Source organism: Janthinobacterium sp. C22 (genome assembly GCF_057919405.1).
The window spans coordinates 2244309-2266860 of sequence record NZ_CP193659.1 but is presented as its reverse complement, the minus strand read 5'-3'; the positions used below and the strand labels follow the sequence as shown (position 1 = coordinate 2266860).

Annotated in this window: 17 protein-coding genes; 7 read left to right on the top strand and 10 right to left on the bottom strand. The window is 63.1% G+C overall.

Annotated elements, in window-relative coordinates:
- Window positions 1-124 precede the first annotated feature (124 nt).
- The 3 genes from ACRHIG_RS10510 to ACRHIG_RS10500 all read left to right on the top strand — a co-directional run bounded on the left by ACRHIG_RS10510 (window position 125) and on the right by ACRHIG_RS10500 (window position 4113).
- Window positions 125-2539 carry a TonB-dependent receptor gene (locus ACRHIG_RS10510; RefSeq protein ID WP_489630128.1) on the top strand — a complete coding sequence of 805 codons (2415 nt, stop codon included), beginning with the start codon at window positions 125-127 and terminating at the stop codon, window positions 2537-2539.
- A gap of 23 nt (window positions 2540-2562) precedes the next feature.
- Window positions 2563-3681 carry a glycerophosphodiester phosphodiesterase gene (locus ACRHIG_RS10505; RefSeq protein ID WP_489630788.1) on the top strand — a complete coding sequence of 373 codons (1119 nt, stop codon included), beginning with the start codon at window positions 2563-2565 and terminating at the stop codon, window positions 3679-3681.
- 141 nt (window positions 3682-3822) lie between these two features.
- Complete coding sequence (locus ACRHIG_RS10500; RefSeq protein ID WP_489630127.1) at window positions 3823-4113, top strand: hypothetical protein; 291 nt, start codon at window positions 3823-3825, stop codon at window positions 4111-4113.
- A gap of 235 nt (window positions 4114-4348) precedes the next feature.
- Here ACRHIG_RS10500 and ftsB read toward each other — a convergent pair whose 3' ends face one another.
- The 3 genes from ftsB to pyrG form a co-directional block, all read right to left on the bottom strand.
- The gene (ftsB, locus tag ACRHIG_RS10495) at window positions 4349-4672 is read right to left on the bottom strand and encodes a cell division protein FtsB (protein ID WP_489630126.1); all 324 of its coding nucleotides are present in this window, start codon (window positions 4670-4672) and stop codon (window positions 4349-4351) included.
- A 61-nt stretch (window positions 4673-4733) separates the two neighbouring features.
- Window positions 4734-6017: a phosphopyruvate hydratase gene (gene eno, locus ACRHIG_RS10490; protein WP_070260371.1), complete on the bottom strand. Its 1284-nt coding sequence runs from the start codon at window positions 6015-6017 to the stop codon at window positions 4734-4736.
- Between the two features lie 139 nt (window positions 6018-6156).
- Window positions 6157-7809, bottom strand: a complete 1653-nt coding sequence (gene pyrG / locus ACRHIG_RS10485) for a CTP synthase (protein ID WP_099408972.1) — start codon at window positions 7807-7809, stop codon at window positions 6157-6159.
- A 246-nt stretch (window positions 7810-8055) separates the two neighbouring features.
- On the opposite strand from pyrG, the gene ACRHIG_RS10480 reads away from it, so the two are divergent.
- Window positions 8056-8463, top strand: a complete 408-nt coding sequence (locus ACRHIG_RS10480) for a PRC-barrel domain-containing protein (protein WP_070291784.1) — start codon at window positions 8056-8058, stop codon at window positions 8461-8463.
- Between the two features lie 30 nt (window positions 8464-8493).
- On the opposite strand, the gene ACRHIG_RS10475 is transcribed toward ACRHIG_RS10480, so the two are convergent.
- From ACRHIG_RS10475 to ACRHIG_RS10455, 5 genes are all read right to left on the bottom strand, one after another.
- Window positions 8494-10749 carry a TonB-dependent receptor domain-containing protein gene (locus tag ACRHIG_RS10475; RefSeq protein ID WP_489630125.1) on the bottom strand — a complete coding sequence of 752 codons (2256 nt, stop codon included), beginning with the start codon at window positions 10747-10749 and terminating at the stop codon, window positions 8494-8496.
- A gap of 50 nt (window positions 10750-10799) precedes the next feature.
- Window positions 10800-11591, bottom strand: a complete 792-nt coding sequence (locus tag ACRHIG_RS10470; protein ID WP_489630124.1) for an energy transducer TonB family protein — start codon at window positions 11589-11591, stop codon at window positions 10800-10802.
- Window positions 11588-12013 carry a TonB system transport protein ExbD gene (exbD, locus tag ACRHIG_RS10465; RefSeq protein WP_489630123.1) on the bottom strand — a complete coding sequence of 142 codons (426 nt, stop codon included), beginning with the start codon at window positions 12011-12013 and terminating at the stop codon, window positions 11588-11590. Before exbD ends, ACRHIG_RS10470 begins: the two co-directional genes overlap by 4 nt.
- 3 nt (window positions 12014-12016) lie before the next feature.
- Window positions 12017-12769 carry a tonB-system energizer ExbB gene (gene exbB / locus ACRHIG_RS10460; RefSeq protein WP_489630122.1) on the bottom strand — a complete coding sequence of 251 codons (753 nt, stop codon included), beginning with the start codon at window positions 12767-12769 and terminating at the stop codon, window positions 12017-12019.
- Window positions 12770-12908: 139 nt separating this feature from the next.
- The gene (locus tag ACRHIG_RS10455; protein ID WP_489630121.1) at window positions 12909-13817 is read right to left on the bottom strand and encodes a ChaN family lipoprotein; all 909 of its coding nucleotides are present in this window, start codon (window positions 13815-13817) and stop codon (window positions 12909-12911) included.
- A 181-nt stretch (window positions 13818-13998) separates the two neighbouring features.
- On the opposite strand from ACRHIG_RS10455, the gene ACRHIG_RS10450 reads away from it, so the two are divergent.
- Window positions 13999-15408, top strand: coding sequence for an FAD-binding oxidoreductase (locus tag ACRHIG_RS10450; RefSeq protein ID WP_489630120.1), 1410 nt, complete (start codon window positions 13999-14001; stop codon window positions 15406-15408).
- On the opposite strand, the gene ACRHIG_RS10445 is transcribed toward ACRHIG_RS10450, so the two are convergent.
- Together ACRHIG_RS10445 and ACRHIG_RS10440 are read right to left on the bottom strand one after the other, a co-directional pair.
- On the bottom strand, window positions 15409-15900 hold the full coding sequence (locus ACRHIG_RS10445) for a GNAT family N-acetyltransferase (RefSeq protein WP_489630119.1): 492 nt from the start codon (window positions 15898-15900) through the stop codon (window positions 15409-15411).
- A 28-nt stretch (window positions 15901-15928) separates the two neighbouring features.
- Window positions 15929-19084 carry an error-prone DNA polymerase gene (locus tag ACRHIG_RS10440; protein WP_489630118.1) on the bottom strand — a complete coding sequence of 1052 codons (3156 nt, stop codon included), beginning with the start codon at window positions 19082-19084 and terminating at the stop codon, window positions 15929-15931.
- Window positions 19085-19181: 97 nt separating this feature from the next.
- Here ACRHIG_RS10440 and ACRHIG_RS10435 point away from each other — a divergent pair, with 97 nt between their 5' ends.
- Window positions 19182-19967 carry a PhzF family phenazine biosynthesis protein gene (locus tag ACRHIG_RS10435; RefSeq protein WP_489630117.1) on the top strand — a complete coding sequence of 262 codons (786 nt, stop codon included), beginning with the start codon at window positions 19182-19184 and terminating at the stop codon, window positions 19965-19967.
- 177 nt (window positions 19968-20144) lie between these two features.
- Window positions 20145-22547, top strand: coding sequence for a TonB-dependent receptor plug domain-containing protein (locus ACRHIG_RS10430; protein ID WP_489630116.1), 2403 nt, complete (start codon window positions 20145-20147; stop codon window positions 22545-22547).
- Window positions 22548-22552 lie beyond the last annotated feature (5 nt).

Genomic DNA, 22552 nt, shown 5'->3' with positions numbered 1-22552 from the left:
GCGCCGCCCTTGAGGCGGCGCAATTGTTTCCACTGTCATCGTTCCGTCATCAATACGTCATCAGCCCGTCACGCGCCGCCGTTACGCTGCGCAGCTTGTATTGCTTCCCACTTTCCACAGGCTGATGATGACACCCCACTTGACGCTGGCCCTGCGCCGCCATTCCTTCCACGTGTTGCTGGGCGCCTGCGCCGCAGGCTTGAGTTTGCCTGCCCTGGCGCAAACGGCCGTCGCGGCCGCCGTGGCGGCCGCCACTACCGACATGGCAGCCACTGCTGCCCCGGCTGCCGACGACAATGCACCGATGGCCACTGTGGAGATTTCCTCGCGCAAGACGCGTTCTTCGGTTGCCCTCAGCAAGAATGAAATCCAGAAAATCCTGCCCGGCACGAATCCCCTGAAAGCCCTGCAAACCTTGCCTGGCGTCAGCTTCCAGACGGCCGATCCATGGGGCAACAACGAACAGAACCTGTCGCTGTTCGTGCACGGATTTTCCGGTCAGCAACTCGGCTACACCATGGATGGCGTGCCGCTGGGCGACCAGCAGTACGGCAACTACAACGGCCTGTCGCCGCAGCGCGCCGTCATCAGCGAAAACGTGCGCAGCGTCGTGCTGTCCTCGGGCGCGGGCGACCTGGCCACGGCCTCGACCAGCAACCTGGGCGGCACCATCGAAACCTATTCCAGCGACCCGCTGGCCACGCAAGGCGCCAGCCTGCAGCAGACGGTGGGCAGCCACCGCACCTCGCGCACGTTCGCCCGCTATGACACGGGCGTTTTCGGCGACGGCAGCAGCGCCTACTTTTCCATCCTGCACCACGAAGCGCGCGCCTGGGATTTCGATGCGCGCCAGGGCGGCGACCAATTCAACGCCAAATACATCAACCGCAGCGAGGCGGGCAAGCTGACCCTGTTCTTCAATTACTCGGACAAGATCGAGCCGAACGAAGACAGCACCGTGCACGTGGCAGGCGAAACGAGCGCACCGTACACGCGCCCCTTCCTGTATCCCGACTTCAAGGCAGCCCTCAATTACCTGTCGCCCACGGGCGCGACGCCTGCCGCCGACGGCAACAATTACCGCAATTACTACAGCGATGCGCAGCGCACCGATTACCTGGCCTACGCCAAGTTCGACGCCAACCTGTCCGAAGGCATGACCTGGTCCAACCAGGTGTATTACCACAAGGATGACGGCGCGGGCGTGGTGGCCGGCCCCATCGGCGTGGCCGGCTTGCCGGGCCTGTTCAGCGTGTACTACCCGAAACAGAACCTGAAACAGGTGTTCGGCAACTCGGGCTACGCCGTGCGCACGACGGAATACGACATCAAGCGGGGCGGCTTCCTTTCCACCGTGCGCAAGGAAATCGGCGAGCATCAGCTGGAAGCGGGCCTGTGGCTGGAACAGAACCGCTCGTCCGCCTACCGCCGCTGGTATGCGCTCGACGTGAACAACCCCACCTCGCCGTACGACCGCCCCAGCAATCCCTTGATCACGCAGTACGGCAGCGAGATCGACAACAAGGTGGTGCAGCTGCACTTGCAGGATGAATGGCGCATCCGCCCCGATATCGCCCTGCAGGCGGGCTTCAAGTCCAGCCTGCAGTTTGCCGATGGCCAATTCCCCGTGCAGCCGGCCAAAGGCGCCATCGCGGGCGGCTCGACGGCCTTGCCGGTCGGCACCATCAACACGAAAAAATGGTTCCTGCCGCAAGTGGGCGCGCGCTGGGATGTCACGCCGCAAGACCAGCTGTACTTCAATATCCAGAAAAACATGCGCCAGTTCGTCACCTATGGCGGCGGCGGCGCCTCGCCGTGGAGCTTGTCGAGCCAGGCCGCGTTTGATTTGTTCAAGCGCGACGCCAAGCCGGAAACGGCCCTCACCTATGAAGTGGGCGTGCGCGGCAGCCACGCGTTGAACCTGGGCGCCATCACGGCCATCGATGGCCAGGTCAATGTATATCACGTCGACTTCAGCAACCGTTTGCTGCAGATCAGCCCCACGCCCGTGATTTCCTCCATCATCGGCGGCAACCCCGTGCTGGCCAATGTGGGCAGCGTGCGCACGGACGGCATCGATATCGCGGGTACTGTGCACTTCGGCAACAATTTCTCGTTCTACAATGCCCTGTCGTACAACCGCTCGCAGTACGCGGACAATTACAACAATGGCGCCGCGCTGGTCTTGACCGCCGGCAAGAACGTGCCCGGCTCGCCGGAATGGCTGAACAAGTTCGTGGCCTCGGCTACGTTTGGCGATATCGAAGTGCAACTGACGGGAGACTATGTGGGCAAGCGCTACGCGACGTACACCAACGATCTGTCGGTCCCCAGCTATTTCCTGATGGGCCTGGGCGTGTCGGGCAAGCTGCCGGCCATGGCCGGCTGGCTGAAAAACCCCCGCTGGCGCCTGAACGTCAGCAACCTGGCGAATCGCGAAGGATCGCTGAACGTGGTGGTGGGCGCGGCCGACAAGACGTACAACACCTTCCCCATCGCCCCGCGCCAGGGCTTTTTGACCCTGACGGCAGATTTCTGATGCGCGCGCCGCATCTCGCCCCTGTGCTGCCGCAACGGCACTTTTCGCGCCGCAACTTCGTCCAGGCGGCCGTGGGCGGCCTGGCCCTGGCGGCAGCACCGGGCTTTGCCGCCGGCCTGCTGGCCACGCCCCCGACCCGTCCGCTGGTGTTCGCCCACCGGGGCGCCAGCGCCCTGCGCCCCGAACACACCCTGGCCTCGTACGCCAAGGCCATCCTCGACGGCGCCGACTACGTCGAGCCGGACCTGGTCGCCACGCGCGACGGCATGCTCGTGGCGCGCCACGAAAGCAATCTGATCGACACCACCGACGTGGCGCGCCGGCCCGAGTTTGCCGGCCGGCGCGGCAAGAAGATGGTCGACGGCGAATGGCACGAAGGCTGGTTCGTCGACGACTTCACCCTGGCGGAACTGAAGACCCTGCGCGCCATCGAACGCTTGCCGAAAGTACGCACCGGCAACACCTTGTACGACGGACAATTCCAGATCCCGACCTGGGAAGAAATCATCGATTTTGTTGCAGCGCAATCAGCCGCCAGCGGACGCGTCATCGGCCTCGTGCCGGAGCTGAAAAGCTCCACGTATTTCCGCGATGCGGGCCTGGCGCTGGAAGACCGTTTCCTGTCGACCATGCTGGCGCACGAATACACGCGCCGCGCGCCGATCGAAATCCAGTCCTTCGAGGTGGCGAATTTGAAGTACCTGCGCGAGAAGCTGGGACGGCGCGCCAACGTGCGCCTGATGCAGCTGGTGGTGGGCGGCGACGTGCGCCCGATGGACGTCGTCAAGGCGGGTGGAAAGTTAACGTTTGGACAAATGACCACGCCGGCCGGCCTGCGCGACATCGCCGCCTACGCGGACGTGGTGGCGCCGCCCACGCGAGGCCTCATCCCGCTGGGCGCCGACCAGCGCCTGGCCAGGCCCACCGCCATCGTCGACGATGCGCACCAGGCGGGCTTGTTGCTGCACACCTGGACCTTCCGCCCGGAAAACCGTTTCCTGGCGGCCGACTTCCGCGACGGCAATGGAGAAAATGCGCGCAACGAAGCCGGTTCCGTGGCGGAAATGCGGCGTTACATCGAGACGGGACTGGACGGCTTTTTCAGCGACGATCCCGGTTTGGGACGCATCGCCGCCGGATAAACATTTGGTAACAAATTCTTTTTCAGGGCGTGGCCGGCGGCTACGCCCTTATTATTCGTTTCTTGAATTTCTGAAATTGGAATTTGAAATTAGACATATATCGCCAACTCCATTATTGTGCAATGCAACAACAGACCATTCATGGAGGGCATATGTCCACTTTTACCAACACCTACAGCAACAACAACGACAACTACTTCAGCAACCTGGGCCGCGCCACGCGCCTTCCTGGGCGCCCTGCTCGCCTCCAAGCCGTACAGCGAACTGGCGCAGAAGGAAGTCATCGCCACCGCGACGACCAGCGCCGACGACGAGCGCTATGTGCGCCCAAGCAAGCGCGATTTCGCCCTGCTGAACTCGGAAGCGAACCGCTACGAAAAGCTGATGCCGAATCTGGCTTCGGAATTGCGTTTCCTGGCGTCGCGCGGCTAACTCAATACTCTGAAAGGATTTTTATATGATGTTTCTCGAAACCGCACTGATCGCCGTAGCCATCGTCGTTACCGGCATCCATTTCTACCTGATCTCGACCGGCAAGGCCCGTTTCTGATCAGCAAGCAGCAAGGCAATAGTGTGCAGCAGTACAAGGTAACAAGGTAACAAGGCAACAATATGATATGTCAGCCTGGCAATCGGTCCAGGCTGGCAAGCGGGAAGTGAGTACGACTCAGTGCGGCGCGGCAGCGTCCACCGGTGTTTCCAGCAGTGGCGGGGTTTGTCCCTTGCGCACGATCTGCACGAAAATCTCATTCTGTTTGACCATGCCCAGCTCATAGCGGGCACGCTCCTCGACGGCGCCCATGCCATCTTTCAGGTCGCGCACTTCGGATTCGAGCTTGGCGTTACGCGCCTTCAATTCCATATTCTTTTTATTCGCCACCGCCACCTGGGCTTCCATGTCGGCAACGCGCAGCCAGCCGCCTTTACCCAGCCAGAGGGGAAATTGGATCAGCAGCAGCAGGGCTGCCAGGGCAAGCGTAATCAGGCGCATGGGGTAGTCGGTTAACAAACCGGCCGGATTTCTCCGGCCGGCCAGTGGGTTTTACATCAGCTTACTTCAGATTATAGAACGCATCGCGGCCAGGGTAGCTGGCGATGTCGCCCAGGTCTTCCTCGATACGCAGCAGCTGGTTGTACTTGGCCATGCGGTCCGAACGCGACATCGAGCCGGTCTTGATCTGCAGGGCGTTCGTGGCAACGGCGATATCGGCGATGGTCGAATCTTCCGTTTCGCCCGAGCGGTGCGAAATGACGGCCGTGTAGCCGGCGCGCTTGGCCATTTCGATGGCGGCGAAGGTTTCCGTCAGCGTGCCGATCTGGTTGATCTTGATCAGGATCGAGTTGGCGATGCCTTTCGAGATGCCTTCTTTCAGGATCTTGGTGTTGGTGACATACAGGTCGTCGCCGACCAGTTGCACTTTCTTGCCCAGCTCCTTGGTGAGGATCGCCCAGCCGTCCCAGTCGCCTTCGTGCATCGCGTCTTCGATCGAGATGATCGGGTACTTGTCGCACCAGGTCGCCAGCAGGTTGGTGAACTCGGTGGCCGTCAGGCTCAGGCCTTCGCCTTCCATTTCGTACTTGCCGTTCTTGTAGAACTCGGACGCGGCGCAATCGAGGCCGATGGCGATCTGCGTGCCTGGCTCGTAGCCCGCTTCTTCGATGGCCTGGATGATCAGCTTGATGGCTTCTTCATGGTTGGCCAAGGATGGCGCGAAACCGCCTTCGTCGCCCACGTTGGTGTTCAGGCCCTTCTTGTGCAGGATCTTTTTCAGCGTGTGGAACACTTCCGCGCCGTAGCGGACGGCTTCCTTGAACGACGGGGCGCCCACGGGAATGATCATGAATTCCTGGATGTCCAGGTTGTTGTCGGCGTGCGCGCCGCCGTTGATGACGTTCATCATCGGCACCGGCATCTGCATGGCGCCCGAACCGCCGAAATAGCGGTACAGCGGCAAGCCCGCTTCTTCGGCGGCGGCCTTGGCGACGGCCATGGAGACGGCCAGGATGGCGTTGGCGCCCAGGCGCGACTTGTTTTCCGTGCCGTCCAGGTCGATCAGGGTACGGTCCAGGAAAGCCTGTTCATTGGCGTCCAGGCCCATGATGGCTTCGGAGATTTCGGTATTGATGTTTTCGCATGCTTGCAGCACGCCCTTGCCGAAGTAGCGCTTGGCGTCGCCATCGCGCAATTCCACGGCTTCGCGCGAACCGGTCGAGGCGCCCGACGGCACGGCCGCACGACCCATCACGCCCGATTCCAGCAACACATCGCATTCGACGGTCGGGTTACCGCGCGAGTCCAGGATTTCGCGACCGATAATATCAACAATAGCACTCATGTCATTCTCCAAAGTTAAGCGTAACAGGGGCTGCACACTGCGTTCTGATGCGCAATTGCACAAAGGGGCAAAGAAACTCCCGGCGGGAACCATCTGGCCGGGAGCTGTCTTACGGGTAATACTGTCGCGATCGACCGCGTTATTGCGCAGCGGCGTTGGCTTCCTTGTGCGCCAGCGCTGCCTTGATGAACGAGGTAAACAACGGATGGCCGGTGCGTGGCGTCGACTTGAACTCAGGATGGTATTGCACGCCCATATACCATGGGTGGGCATTCTCACCCGTGCGCGGCAATTCCATGATTTCGCACAAATCTTCGCTCGGCGTGCGGGCCGAGACGATCAGGCCAGCCGCTTCGACACGGGCCAGGTAGTGATTATTGGCTTCGTAGCGATGGCGGTGACGCTCGGTCACCACGCTGCCGTAGATCTCGGCGGCGAGGGTGCCCGGATTGACGGCGCAGGTCTGCGCGCCCAGGCGCATGGTACCGCCCAGGTCCGAGTTTTCATCGCGCAACTCGACTTTACCATCGTGGTTTTGCCACTCATTGATCAGTGCAACGACAGGTTGATCCGTATCAAGGTCGAACTCGGTCGAATTCGCGTTCGGCATGCCTGCCTTGTTGCGCGCGTATTCGATCAGGGCCACTTGCATGCCCAGGCAGATGCCCAGGTAAGGGATCTTGTTTTCGCGGGCGAACTGGGCCGCCTTGATCTTGCCTTCCACGCCGCGCTTGCCGAAGCCGCCCGGTACCAGGATGGCATCGTACTTGCCCAGGTTGTCGCAACCGGTCGTTTCGATTTCTTCCGAATCGATGTACTCGATGTTGACGCGGCTTTCCGTGTGGATGCCGGCGTGGCGCAGCGCTTCGATCAGCGACTTGTACGACTCGGTCAGCTCGACATACTTGCCGACCATGCCGACGGTCACTTCCGCCTTCGGGTGTTCCATCGTGTAGATCAGCTTGCTCCAGATCGACAGGTCGGCCGGTGCGGGATCGAGGTCCAGCGCGTCGCAGATGATCTTGTCGAGGCCCTGGTCGTGCAGCATCTGCGGCACTTTGTAGATGGTATCGACGTCCCACACGGAAATGACGGCGTCTTCCTCGATGTTCGAGAACAGCGAGATTTTCGCGCGCTCGTCTTCCGGAATGGCGCGGTCGGCGCGGCACAGCAAGGCGTTCGGCAAGATGCCGATTTCGCGCAGCTTTTGCACCGAGTGCTGGGTCGGCTTGGTCTTCAGTTCACCGGCCGAGGCGATGTAAGGCACCAGGGTCAGATGGACGAAGGCCGTGTTCTTGCGGCCGGCGCGCAGGCTCAGCTGACGCGCCGCTTCCAGGAAGGGCAAGGATTCGATATCGCCGACGGTGCCGCCGATTTCGCACAGGGCCACGTCGTAGCCTTCGGCGCCACGGCGGATGTAATCCTGGATTTCATTGGTGATATGCGGAATCACCTGCACGGTCTTACCCAGATACTCGCCCCGGCGTTCCTTGCGGATCACCGATTCATAGATCTGGCCGGTGGTGAAGTTATTCACCTTTTTCATGCGGGTGGAGATGAAGCGCTCGTAGTGACCGAGGTCGAGGTCGGTTTCGGCCCCGTCGTCGGTGACGAATACTTCACCGTGTTGCATAGGGCTCATCGTGCCAGGATCGACGTTGATATACGGGTCGAGCTTGAGCATGGTGACTTTAAGGCCGCGCGATTCGAGGATCGCGGCGAGGGAGGCGGCGGCAATCCCTTTTCCAAGGGAAGACACAACGCCACCAGTGACGAAGACAAATTTGGTCATTGCAGATGGTGCCGAACGGCACGTGCGGGAAATTGAAATTATACACTAAAGCCCGCCTGCGTCGCCCCCGCGCGCGGAAATTTGCGCCAAATACCGACTATCCCTCCCCCTCCTGCTGTCTACGCACAACAAAATTACCCGATAGCAATAATTGAAATATTTCCAATTCCATACTTTGTGTGGGCGAGCGAACAGACCCTGCCGCGCCCTGACGGCAGACTGGGATTTTTCAACAGGAGGTCCACCATGAGCTACGAAGAACGCGACGCCTACGGCATGTATGTCAACCGCGGCCACAAAGGCCCCGGCCCTGAACTGATGGGTGCAGACACCCTGATCGGCGACCATGTGCACAACGCCAAGGATGAACACCTGGGCGAAATCAAGGAAATCATGATCGACATGCGCAGCGGCAAGATTGCCTACGCCGTCATGTCGCACGGCGGTGTCTTCACCATCGGCGAAAAGCTGTTCGCCGTGCCCTGGGAAGCGCTGCTGCTCGATACCGTCAACAAGCGCTTCACCCTGAACGTCGACAAGGAACGCATCGAAAACGCACCCGGCTTCGATACGGATAACTGGCCGAACATGGCAGACAGCGCCTGGGCGACGTCGATCCATAGTTACTATGGCACGACGCCGCGCGAGTATTAATCCAGCCAAAGCGCGGGGCTGGGGTCTGCTTTAAAAGCGGTACTCCAGCCCCGCCACATACGTCCTGCCCCGCGCCGTGCTCAGCGGCGTGTTGTCCTGCGACTGCGACGGCATCGAGTTCAGCCGGTTCAGCGCTTCCGAGAAATCCTTGTTCATCGCGTTCTGCACGGACAGGCGCAGGAACAGGTTTTTCGACACCTGCCAGCTCGCATACAGGTCGACCACGGCCGGGATCTTCGGATTCTCGGCCTTCAGCACTTCGCCCGTCGCTTCATCGGCTTCATTCTCGGGCGACAGGCGGCGGTTCGAGCCCGTGTGCTTGAGGATGGCGCCCACTTCCAGTCTGTTCTCCAGCAAACGCGTACCCACGTCGAGGTTGTAATAGGTGCTGGGCAGCTCGCTGATATCGGCCGCGCCAAACCACGCGCTGGCGATCGACGTAGGCTGGCTGGTCTTTTCGCGCGTGTACGACAGGCGCGCATAGGTCGGGCCCAGCTGGTATTGCGCTTCCAGTTCCCAGCCCCGCGTGCGCACGGGCGTGGAAGAGTTGATGTAGATATACATGTTCGTCACGTATTCATCGACCGTCTCCCAGTCCGTGGCGATCACTTCCGACATATTGCACTTGCGCCCGCTGTCGCACACGAGGAAGGACTGGCTGGTGATATAGCCGTCGATCTTGCTCTTGAAATACAGGGCCTTGAAGTTCAGCACGTCGTTCTTGCTCAGCAAGCCATGCAGGCTGGAATTGAAGCCCAGCTGATAGGTCGTCGCTTTCTCGCCCTTCAGAAACGGGTTCATCGACGCCCCGCCGTCATTCGAGAAAAACACTTCCTGCGGATTCGGCCCGCGCATGGTGCGCTCGGCGCTGGCAAACGGCTGGAACCACGGCGCCACCTGCGCGGAAACGAGCAGCGAAGGGTTGACGCCATGCTCCTTCAGTGCAATGTGCGAAGCCCCTTGCGGGAAACATTTCACGCGTTCGTCGCAGGCCGGCTTGTAGCCCGTCAGCTCGAAGCTGGTGTAGTTCAGCCCCGCGTTGATCTGGTAGAGGCCGCGGTTGTATTGCAAGCCCGCATACAGGCTGTCGATCTTTTGCTTGCCGGCGGGACCAAAGGTATTGTTTTCAATCGATTGCTGGTTGGCGTCCGGATTGTCCGGGTCGTCGACGAGGCTTTCCACGTGCTTGCTGTACTTGTTGCGCATCAGCTTGCCGCCGATGGTCACCAGCGCGTCGCCACCGGCCAGCCTGAAGCTGCTGGTATTGTTGATGTCGATGGCGTCGGCGCGGTTGGCCGCATTCGTGTTGATGAAATTGGTCAACGCCCCGGGCATGTATTTCTGGTTGCCACGGCTGCTGCTGGCCACCACATTGAGGTCGATCAATTCCGAAAACGGCGTGTAGTGATATTTCACATAGTAGTCATCGCTCTGGGTATCGCGGCGCGTAAACGTATTGCGGTAGTCGCGCGCCGACAATTCCAGCGCGTGGAAGTCGCTCAATGCAAGGTCCAGCTTGAGCAGCTGCGACTTGGGCTTTTGCTTGTAATAGCGGTTATAACCGAAACCGAATTCCTCGCTGTTGACGCCTTTCGCATTCGTGTAGTTGTTGCCGATCACACTGGCGCTGGTGGCCGCCATAAAGCCTACGCTGCCGCCATCGAAGGCAGGGTTTTTCATGGCCACGGCCAGCATGGCGCTGCGTCCCACGCCATTGTTGCCGGCGGACATCTTCGTGCGTGCGCCCACCGTTTCACCGGCGAAGACCACGTCATCGACGCCGATGGTACGGAAATTGGCGCTGCCGGCCAACGCATTGACGCCGTCGCCGCCGACGACATTGCCGCGCGACACATCCACGCCGATAATGAAATTCGGGTCGATCAGCGCGCCGAACTGGCTGCTGGGCACGCCGCCGTGCGATACGGACGACGGCGCGCTGCCGTAGTAATTCTGGCTCACGCCATCGACCATCATGTTGACGCGGCCCAGGCCCGACAAGCCGCGGATGTTGACGCTGACGGCGCCCTGCGCCGGATCGATCTGCGTGAACGTGCCCGGCATGCCGCGCACGATCTGGTCGACACTCTGCAAGCGCGTATCGGCGCCGCGCGCGCTGACGGCGCCCGGTTTTTCCAGCGCCTGCTGTTCCACGGGTAGCGCTTGACCCGATACATTCAGCGGCGAAAATTCCACTTTGCCGCTTTCCTGCGACTGCGCCCCAGCCTGCTGCGCCAGCAAGGCCATGCAGATGCCCACGGCCCGCGTCATTGTCTTGATATGCATACACCCTCGATTTGTTATGGTTGGATTTTTAATGAATACAATCGGCATCCTCATGCCTTGTCCTGTCCTGGCTCCAGCTTGAACGACACGGGCAAGGTGACGGTCACCGTGCCCTGGCGCAGGACGTTGTCGGGCGGCGCCGGCAGCGGCTGCGCGCGCTCAAGCACTTGCAGCGCTTCGCGGTCGAGCAGCACCGTGCCCGATGAAGTGACCAGTTCGCTGGCCAGCAGCTTGCCGTCGCGGTCCACCTGGAAGCGCACCCAGGCCGCGCCGGCCCGCTTGCGCTGGCGCGCGTCGCCCGGATAGCGCTTGAAGCGGGCCAGGTGGCCGAGCACCCGGCTTTGCCAGCTGGCCGGTGCCGCGCTGGCGGGCGGCGTGTCGCTGTCGAACGGCGCCGCCTGCGGACCGCGCATGGTGCTTGGTGCCGGCGTGGCGCTGCTGCTGGCCTGCGCTTGCATGGACGCTTCCCTGGCGGCATCCTTGCCGGGATCTGGCGACGGACTGGCTTCTGCCTTCGCTTCTTTTTCGGCCGCGACGATTTGCGGCGCGGCGGCGCGCGCCAGCACGGGCAGCGCTTCCTGCCTGGCCGCACTCTTTTTCGGCTGCGCGGCGCTGGACGCGGCCGACTGGCGCGCCCCTGCCGCTGCCGTCTGTTGTGCCTCCGGCGACATTGCCTGCGCGGCAAACACCAGCATCACGCTGGCGGGCGGCTGCGCGGGCGCAACGGCGGCGGGTTGCCAGCCGACCCACAGCAGCAGCGCCAGCGCCGTGGCCACCACCAGCGACGTGGCGATGCCCCAGTTCAATACCGGACGCGGTGCCAGCGTGGACGGCGCTCTCACCCGCCCTCCCGGCCCACCAGGCCCACTTTCAAATAGCCTGCCTGGCGCAGGGCATCCATCACGCCCAGCACGTCTTCATATGCGGCTTGCTTGTCGGCCTGGAAAAACAGCGTGCGCTGGCGGTCGCCGCCCGTCTGTGCATCGAGCAGGCGGCCCAGCTGTTCGCGCGCCACGGGCGACTCGCCCAGATACAGGCTGCGGTCCGCCTTCAGGGAGACGAACAACGGTTTTTCGGGACGCGGCTCGGGTTTGGCCGTGGCGGCCGGCAAGTCGATCTTCAGGTCCACGGTGGCCAGCGGCGAGACCACCATGAAGATGATCAAGAGCACCAGCATCACGTCGATGAAGGGCGTGACATTGATCTCGCTCAATTCCGGCATGTCGGCCGTGTCGTCGTCCTGCGATGGGAAAAGGCTGGCCATGGTTCAGGCCTGCTTGCGCGCATCGAGGTCGCGGCTCAGCATCAGCAGCACTTGCGCCGAGGCGGCGCGCAGCTGCGCCTTGACCTGGTTGATGCCACGGCTCAAGACGTTATAGATGACCACGGCGGGTATCGCCGCCACCAGGCCCAAGGCCGTGGCCAGCAAGGCTTCCGCGATGCCGGGCGCGACGGTCGCCAAATTCGTGCTCTGGCTGACGGCGATGCCGATGAAACTGTTCATGATGCCCCACACGGTGCCGAACAGGCCGACGAACGGCGCCACGGCGCCTATGCTGGCCAGCAGTCCGATGCCTTGCGTCATGGCGCGCACCTGCTGCGCAATGAATTGTTCCTGGCGAAAGCCGGCCCGCTCCTTCAAGGCCGCCGCCGACGCGCTGGCGTGCGACAGATTCAGTTCCTGCTGCACATCATCGAGCAACCGTTGTGCCAGGACAGACGCCCCGCTCTTTACTGCCGCGTCCGGCAAGGAGGCCGCCGTCTTCAGCACGGCGACGGCCAGCGCCGCTTCGCGCCGCGCTTGCATCAAGCTGGCGCCCTTCACCAGCAAGACCACCCAGGTGGCCAGCGCGGCGAGCAGCAAGCCGATGAGCACGCTTTTGACCACCTGGTCGGCGGCGAAGAACATGCCCAGCGGCGACATGTCGTGTGGCAGCGCGGACGCTTGCGCGCCGGCATGGAACAGGGCAAGAAACACGCCGCCGGCGGCGGCTTTGATATACAACAAGGAGGTACGCATGGGAGCTTCTACAGTGAACAGGCATGGCTGCGCCAACGGCGCGCACGCGCATGCAAAAATCGGACGGACTACCTGGCTGCTATGGAGGAGCTTGCTGGGGGAGAGTGCCGGGCTGAACGCCCGGCGGAGATGCAATGAATTACTTTACGCTGGCGATGGTGGGTGCCGCCACCGGCGTGTACCAGACGAAATCGGCCTGCGGCGCCAACACCGTGGCGCCCTGCTGCGCCAGCACCAGCACCAGCGGCGCGGGGCCGCCCGTCAAGTCCTGCACGTGCAGCGGCACGCCCAGGTCCTTGTGCGCATGGTAGGCGCCGGCGATCAGCACGGCGGGCACGGGCGCGGCCAGCAGGCGCTCGGCCATGCGGCGGTCGCGCTGCTGCTGCACCGACAGCATGGCGGCCAGGCGCGGCGCATCGATCTGGTTGTCGTGCATGACGCGGATGATGTCCTTCAGTTTGTCATGCACCTTGCCATCGTTGGCCAGGTTCGAATGCTTGCCCTGCACGGCCGGCTGGTCGATGAACAGTTGCTTGATCTCGCTGCGGTCCAGGTTGGCCGACCAGACGGGATACGGCGCGCGCATCACGGTCATGACCAGGTCGCCATATTGCGCCCACTTCCAGCCCGGCTGCCAGGCCAGCAGTTCGGCCACGTGTTCGGGGCGCACGACGGGGTCCGTCTGCAGCCACGGCTTGACCTTGTCCACCTTGGCTTGCTGGTCCGGGTTCAGCATTTCCAGCAGCACGCTGCCTTGCGGACGCTGGCCCTGCAATTGCTGCAGCAGCCATTGCTCGATCCGGTGGTGGCTGAGCTGATCATGCTGCTCGCCCACGATGACCCTCGGGGCGGCGGCCAGCTGGGCCAGCAATTGCTCGGCAGTCACGCGCTGGCCGCTGCGCAGGTCGACGATCTCGCCCAACTGCCGCACGTCGTGCGCAGAAGCGGACGCGGCTTTCGCGGCGGGCGGCGGAGCGACGCTGCTGCAGGCGCCCAGCGCCAGCACGCAGGCGGGCAGGACGGCGGCGAGGGACAAGGGAAATTTCATGGCATGGCCTTTCGGGTGGAAGAACGCATTGCAAAATAACTACTGGCGGGCATTCTAATAGAAATGATTCTCATTTACAACCAATGCACGACCCGCCATGCGAATTTTTTTACAACTGGCAAAAATGGTGCCTCGATGAAATCCCCGGGCGCGGAGTAGAATAAAAAAACGGAGGACTCGCGTGAATCAAACTGACCAGTTGGCGGTACTGAAAAAACCGCTGCCCGCATCCCTTGCTGCCGTACTTTCCCTGATCTTTGCCGACCGCTTTTCCATGACGCAAGCCATGCGCGCACACCATGGCCGCGACGAGTCGAGCTATCCCCCCATGCTGCCCGATGCCGTCATCTTCGCCCATTCCACCGAGGAAGTGGCGGCCGCCGTCAAGCTGTGCAGCGCGCACGACGTGCCCGTCATCGCCTACGGCAGCGGCACCTCGCTCGAAGGCCACGTGCTGGCCCTGCATGGCGGCGTGACGATTGATCTGTCGCAAATGCAGCAAATGGTCGCCGTGCATAGTGAAGACTTGACGGCCACCGTGCAGGCAGGCGTGACGCGCAAGCAGCTGAACGAGGACATCCGCGACACGGGCCTGTTCTTCCCCATCGACCCGGGCGCGAATGCGTCGTTGGGCGGCATGGCGGCCACGCGCGCGTCCGGCACGAACGCCGTGCGCTACGGCACCATGCGTGAAAACGTGCTGGCCCTGACGGTGGTCACGGCCGACGGGCGCATCATCAAGACGGGGACCAGGGCGAAAAAATCGTCGGCCGGCTACGACCTGACGCGTTTATTTGTCGGCAGCGAAGGGACCCTGGGCATCATCACGGAAGTGACCGTGAAACTGTATCCGCTGCCCGAAGCGATCTCGGCAGCAGTGTGCTCGTTCCCCGGCACGGGTGAAGCCGTCAGCGCCGTGATCCAGACCATCCAGATGGGCATTCCCGTGGCACGGGTCGAGTTTCTCGATGAAAACGGCGTCAAGGCCATCAATGCCTACGACAAGATGGCCTTGCCGGAAAAGCCGCTGCTGCTGTTTGAATTCCACGGCACGCCGGCCAGCGTGGCCGAGCAGGCGCAGCTGGTGCAAGCCATCACGGCCGAGCACGGCGCCAGCGATTTCGAGTGGGCCAGCCGCCCCGAAGAGCGCTCGCGCCTGTGGACCGCGCGCCACAACGCGTATTTCGCCCTGCTGCAGATGCGCCCCGGCAGCCGCGCCATTTCCACCGACTGCTGCGTGCCCATTTCGCGCCTGGCCGAATGCATTCTCGCCACCCAGGCCGATTGCGAAGCGCGGGGCCTCGTCTACGCCATCATCGGCCACGTGGGCGACGGCAATTTCCACGTGCAGATGCTGGTCGACCCGGACGACCCGGCCGACGTCGCCCGCGCCGAAAAGGTCAACGGCGACATGGTCACGCGCGCCATCGGCATGGACGGCACCTGCACGGGCGAGCATGGCGTGGGCATGCACAAGATGGCCTTCCTGGTGGAAGAGCATGGCGAGGGCGCCATCGACACCATGCGCGCCGTCAAGCACGCGCTGGACCCGAAGAACATCATGAATCCGGGCAAGATCGTGCGCTGGTAATCAGGCCGTCAATTCCATGCGCATCGGCACGAAGGCGATGCCGCCCGTCTCCACTTTCGGCCCCGTGGCGACAAAGCCCAGGCTTTCGTACAGGGGCAAGGCGTAGGCCGAGGAGTTGACGGTAAAGGCCGTCACGCCGCCCCTGGCCAGCGCCGCATCGCGCGCTGCCTGCCACAGACGGCGCGCCATGCCGCGCCGGTGCAGGGCGCGCGGCACGAACATGTGGAACAGATGCGTGTTGTCGCGCATGGCCACCACGCCGGCCAGTTCGCCGTCGATATGCGCCAGCTGGTAGGCATAATTGGGCAGCGACAGATAGCCTTCGATGGCCGGCTGGCGGCAGTTCTCGATGAACTTTTCTGCCCCCGCGCCGTCCGGGTGCAAGGTTAAAAAAGGCATCAGGTCGTCGATCAGGGCGACGATGGCGGGCGCGTCGGCGACCAGGGCGGGACGCAGGGTGGGTTCGGGCAAGGTAGTCATGATGATAATCATGCCACCGTCCGGACGATGTTGACAAGCCTCAACAGAAATCGCGGCTGCTGGTCCGCAAGCGCCCCAGCAAGTGCGACATATCGACCAGGTGCTTGGCCACCAGGTTGCGCACGATGCCCTCCCTTTGCCACACGCCGTACACGCCCAGCAGCGGCGCGCTCAAGACCTCGCGCCGCTGGCTTTCCACCAGGTCGGGCCAGACGATGACGTTGACGCTGCCCGTCTCGTCTTCCAGGGTCATGAAGATCACGCCCTTGGCCGTGCCCGGACGCTGGCGCACGGTGACGATGCCGCAGGCGCGCGCCACTTGCCCGCTGGTGTACGTCATCAGCGTGGACGCCGGCATGAAACGCTGTTCCAGCAATTGCCTGCGCAGCAGCGCCAGCGGGTGGCGGCCCAGGGTCAGGCCTTGCGCGCGGTAGTCGCTGACGATGCTTTCGCCTTCCGTCGGTGCGGCCAGCACGGGCAAGTCTTCCTCTTGCGTGGTGTCGCGCAGCAAATCCCTGTCTGGCACGGCGCCGGCCGCCTGCCACAGTGCCGCGCGCCGGTGCCCGGCCAGCGCATGCAGCGCGTTGCCGGCAGCGAGCACCTGCAAGTCATGGCGGTCAAGGCCGCCGCGCCGGGCCAGGTCGGCCACGTCGACGAAGGCGGCGATGGCGCGCGCATCCTCGATGCGCCGGGCCGCCTCCGCGCGCATGCCGAACAGGCTGTTCAAGCCCAGGCGCACGGCCGGTGCAGCACTCTGCCCGCCCTGCCCTGCCGGCGCTTCCAGCGCCGCCTCCCAGCCGCTGACGGCCACGTCGACGGGCAGCACCTGCACGCCATGCCGGCGGCCATCCTGCACCAGTTGCGAGGGGCTGTAAAAGCCCATGGGCTGGCTATTCAGCAAGGCGCACAGGAAGGCGGCCGGTTCGTGGCATTTCAGCCAGGAACTGGCGTACGTCAGCAGGGCGAAGCTGGCCGCGTGCGACTCGGGAAAGCCGTATTCGCCGAAACCCTCGATCTGGCTGAAGATGGCCTCCGCGAACTCCCGTTTATACGCATTTTTGACCATCGTTTCGACGATACGTTCCTTGTAATTGTTCATGCCGCCCTTGCGTTTCCAGGCCGCCATGGCGCGTCGCAACTGGTCCGCCTCGCCGGGCGTGAAATCGGCCGCGATGATGGCTACCTGCATCACCTGTTCCTGGAAGATCGGGATGCCCAGGGTGCGTCCCAGCGCCTTGTCCAGCCCCTTCGGATACTCGACCGGCTCCTTCTGCTGGCGCCGCTGCAAGTAAGGATGCACCATGCCGCCCTGGATGGGCCCGGGGCGCACCAGCGCCACTTCGATGACGAGGTCGTAGAATTCACGGGGCCGCAGCCGGGGCAGCATGCTCATCTGCGCGCGCGACTCGATCTGGAACACGCCGATGGTGTCCGCCTGGCACATCATGTCGTAGGTGGCGGGGTCTTCGGCGGGAATATCCTGCAGGCGGAATTCCTCGCCGCGCCGCCCGCTCACCAGCTCCAGGGCGCGGCGCAGGGCCGACAGCATGCCCAGCGCCAGCACGTCGACCTTCATCAGGCCCAGCTCTTCCAGGTCGTTCTTGTCCCACTCGATGACGCTGCGCTCGGCCATGCTGGCGTTTTCGATCGGCACCAGACGCGACAATTTTCCCTGCGCGATGACAAAGCCGCCCGGATGCTGGGACAAATGGCGGGGAAAGCCCAGCAATTGCTGCGCCAGGCCGGCCCACTGCTGCGACAATGCCGCCTCCGGGTCCAGCCCGCATTCGGCCAGGCGCTCCAGCAGATCGCGCTTGCCGTCGAACCAGCGATGCGCCTTGGCCACCTTTTCCACGATGGCCAGGTCGATCCCCAGCGCACGCCCGCTGTCGCGCAAGGCGCTCTTCGGCCGGTAGCTGATCACCACGGCGGCCAGCGCGGCGCGCTCGCGCCCATATTTCCCGTAGATATATTGGATGACCTCTTCGCGCCGCTGGTGCTCGAAATCGACGTCGATATCGGGCGGTTCGTTGCGCTCGCGCGACATGAAGCGCCCGACCAGGCAATTGCCGCGCGCGGGGTCCACTTCCGTGATGTGCAGGCAATAGCAGACGGCCGAATTGGCGGCCGATCCGCGGCCCTGGCACAGGATGTTTTGCGAGCGGGCAAAGCGCACGATATCGTAGACGGTCAAAAAATACGCTTCGTAGGAAAGATCCCGGATCAGCTCCAGCTCCTGCTCGATCTGCTCCTGCACGTTGGCCGGGATACCGAGCGGAAAGCGCAGGCGCGCGCCCGCATACGTTTCCTCGCGCAGATACGTCGCCGGCGTGTGGCCGTGCGGCACCAGCTCGACGGGATAGTCATAGCGCAGGCTGTCGAGGGAAAAATCGCACAGTCCGGCGATGCGCACGGTTTCCGCCAGCGCTTGCGGCGGATACACATTGGCCAGGCGCAAGCGCGCGCGCAGATGCTGCTCCGCATTTTGCGCCAGCGCATAGCCGCACTCGCCCACGGGTTTGCCCACGCGTATCGCGCACAGGGTGTCGAGCAAGGGCTTGCGCGACCGCACGTGCATGCACACATGGCCGACGGCCGCCACGGACAAGCCCAGCGCCTGCGCCGCCTCTTGCACGGCGCCGCGGTGCGCGTCATCCTGCGCCCGCTGCAGCAGGTTCAGGCCGATCCAGCTGCGCTCGCCGCCAAAGGTGGCCGCCATCCACGCGCCCTGCGCGCGCAGCGCCTCGGGCCGGGCCGGATAGCCGGGCAGCAAGATCATCAGACAGCCCGGTAAACCCCGCAAATGGGCAAACTCCGGCGACGGCGCCGTGAAATCGTCGGGCGTCAGCACATAGCGCCCCTTGGCCGCCCGCGTGCGCGCCATGGTGATCAGTTCAGACAAGTTGCCGTAACCGTCGATATCACGCACCAGCGCCAGCAGCGACGGCCCCGGGCTGCCATCGGCCTGCGTCAAATGGAAATGCGCGCCGATAATCAGGGGGAAACCGGCCCGCTTGGCCACCGCATGGGCGCGCACGACACCGGCCAGCGAACACTCGTCCGTGATGGCCAGCGCCTTGTAACCAAGCTGCATGGAGCGCGCGACCAGCTCTTCCGCATGCGAGGCCCCATGCAGGAAGCTGAAATTGCTCAGGCAGTACAACTCAGCATACTCGGGTAAAACAGCGCCCCACATGATCTACCTCAATACTGTATATAAACACAGTATATTATACTCATCTGAAAACGACCATCTCAGTTATGCTGGGGTTTTACCTTGCACAGTGCCCGCCATGATCGTTCACTTATTAAAATGTTTCGGCGCCGCCCCCGGTGGCGGCAATGCGGCGCTGGTCGTGGAAAACGATGGCAGCGGAGAAACGGCGCGCCAGGCCTTCGCCCGCGAACGGCAAGTGAGCGCCTGCGTCTTCCTCGACCGCCAGGCGGACGGCGGCATCGTGCTCGACTATTTTTATCCGCACACGCGCAGCCCCCTGTGCCTGCACGCCACCCTGGCCGCCGCGCACGTGCTGCTGGCGGCGCCCGGCGCCCCGGCGGCGCTGACGGTGACGACCGCCATGCGCGGGCAAGCCTTGCAGCTGGTGCGCCGCGCGGAAGGAATCTTCATTGGCTTGACATCGCAGCCGGCACCGGCCGTCATGCTGGAAACATATGTACCGTCGGAACTCATGGGCCAGCACATGCACTTGCTGTCGCCGCCCGTGATCGCCTCCGTCGGCAGCCCGAAGCTGCTGCTGGAAGTGGCCGACCGCACCACGCTGCGGGCGCTGCGGCCGAACCTGGAATTGATCGCCGACTGGAGCGCCTTGCATCAGGTCTGCGGCTGCTATGCGTATTGCCGCACGGGCGAGCATGAATATGAAGGGCGCAACTTCAACCACCTGGACCCGGCGCTGGAAGACAGCGCCACGGGTGTGGCGGCGGGCGCGCTGGCGGCGCACCGACAACAGTCGTTGCGCCTGCATCAGGGCCATGTGACGCAGCAGCCCTGTTTGATCGAGGTGCAATACAGCGCAGACGCAATCTGGGTGGGCGGCATGGTGCAGCGCAGCACCTGAATGGGGCATCGCGCACCGGTACAAGGCAAGCCGGGCAGCGGCAAAAAGATAATCAACCAGGAAACAACAGTTACGGCAAATTTGTAATAACAAAACAAAGTATCGCTGGTGAATGCTGAAATGATGGCACTAGAATCAAGTCACGAATCTTGCTCATCAGCCACTTGGAGACACTGCGTGCCGACCCTTACCACCTTGCGTAAAGCCATCCTCATCAGCCTGTACGGCAGCACCGCCCTCGCCGCCTTCAGTCCCGCCGCCATGGCGCAGAGCAGCGAGGCAACGGCCACGGACGGTCCCGTGCAAACGGTCAGCGTGGTCGGCTCGCGCCGGGTCGCCAGTTCCGCCACCGACACCATGGTACCGGTCGATATCATCCCCATTTCCCGGGTGGCCGAGCAAGGCGGACAATTCGACCTGGCGCAATCGCTGCAATACATTTCGCCCTCGTTCAACTCCACGCGCCAGACGGGCGCCGACGGGGCCGACCTGATCGATTCGGCCGCCCTGCGCGGCCTCGGCTCCGATCAGACCCTGGTGCTGGTGAACGGCAAGCGGCGCCACACGACGGCCCTGGTCAACCTGTTCGGCGCGCGCAACCGCGGCAACACGGGCACGGACATGAATGCGATTCCTTTGCTGGCGATCAAGAACGTGCAAGTGCTGCGCGACGGCGCCGCCGCCCAGTACGGCTCGGACGCCATTGCCGGCGTGATCGACATCGAACTGAAGAAAAGCCTGGGCTGCGAAGCGGTGGCCGGCTACAGCCAGTACTCGGAAGGCGACGGCAAGAATTACATGACCTCCGCCTACTGCGGCATCGCGCTGGGCGACAAGGGCACCCTGGCCATCACGGGCGAATACCTGGACCGGGGCCGCTCGAACCGGGCCGACGCGGACAGCATGCGCATCATCGGCGACACCAAGTCCAAGAACAAGACCCTGTACCTGAATGGCGACTACGCCACCAGCGGCACGGGCAAGCTGTACTTCACGGCCGGCGCGCAGACGCGCGACGCATCGAGCGCCGCGTTCGGCCGGGGCGGCATCGGCAGCGACGACATTCCATCACGCAATTCGGCCGCCATGTATCCGAACGGTTTCGTACCCTTCATTAACGGCAAGATCGACGACCAGTACGCCACCATCGGCCACCGCAGCCAGATCGGCGAATGGCATGCGGATTTTTCGCAAACCTATGGCTACAACAAGATGCGCTATGACATCAGCAACACGCTGAATGCCTCGATCGCCAACCTCGACCTGATGAACGGCGGCAAGGGCGTCAGCGCCAGCAACTTTGACGCGGGCGGCTTCTCGTTCCAGCAACTGACCAGCAACGCCGATTTCAGCCGCTACTACGACACGGTAATGCGCGGCATGAACGTGGCCTTCGGCGCCGAATACCGCAGCGAGGAATACAAGATCATGGCCGGCGAGCCGAACTCCTACATCGATGCCGACGGCGTGGGCACGGGCGGCAATGCGGGCAGCCAGGGCTTTCCCGGCTTCCAGCCCGGCGACGCCACCAAGGCCAAACGCCACAGCATCGCCGCGTATGCCGACGTGGAACTGGACTGGACGGAACGCCTGAAAACCCAGGCGGCCCTGCGCTATGAAAAATTCAGCGATTTCGGCTCCACCGTGACGGGCAAGCTGGCCGCCAGCTATAAAGTGGCGCCGAACGTGCTGCTGCGCGGCTCGGCCAGCACGGGTTTCCGCGCGCCATCGTTGCAGCAAGTGTATTTCTCGTCCACCTTCACCGACTTCATCGGCGGCGTGCCCACCGACGTGGTGCTGGCGCCGAACGGCGGCACCGTCGCCAATGCGGCCGGCATTCCCAAGCTGAAAGAGGAAAAATCCACCAGCTTTACGTTCGGCACCACCTGGACGCCGACGCAAGCCATTTCCGTGACGGCCGACTTGTACAACATCAAGATCAAGGACCGCATCGTGCTGTCGGGCCGCTTCAATGCCGACAACTACCCGGACCTGGCCGCGCGCCTGGCCTTGCTGGGCGTGGGCGAGGCACAATTCTTCGTCAACTCCATCGACACGCGCACGCGCGGGCTGGACTTGACGGCTTCGCACAAGGGCGAGCTGGCCGGCAACCGCCTGAACACCTTCCTGGCCTTGAACCTGAGCAAGACGGAAGTGACGAAGGTCAAGACGCCCGCCTCACTGACGGGCTTTGAAGACGTACTGCTGTCCGAGCGCGAACGCCTGTTCATCGAACAGGGCGGCCCGCGCGCGAAAGCCACCCTGGGCTTCGACTACATCACGGGCAAGCTGGAGTCGGACCTGCGCATCATCTACTTTGGCCCGCAAACCCTGGGCACCTTCAGCGGCACGGCCGAGGGCGTGCCGAACGCCCGCTACAAGGCCAAGACGTCCGCCGACCTGAGCTTCACCTACAGCATCAACAAAAACACCAAGCTGACCTTTGGCGGCAACAACATCTTCAACGTCAAGCCCACCACGCAAAACGCGGACGAGACGGACAACGGCTTCAAGTACGACAGCGTGCAGTTCGGCCTGAACGGCGCCTCGTATTTCGGACGGCTGTGGGTGAAGTTCTGATCACC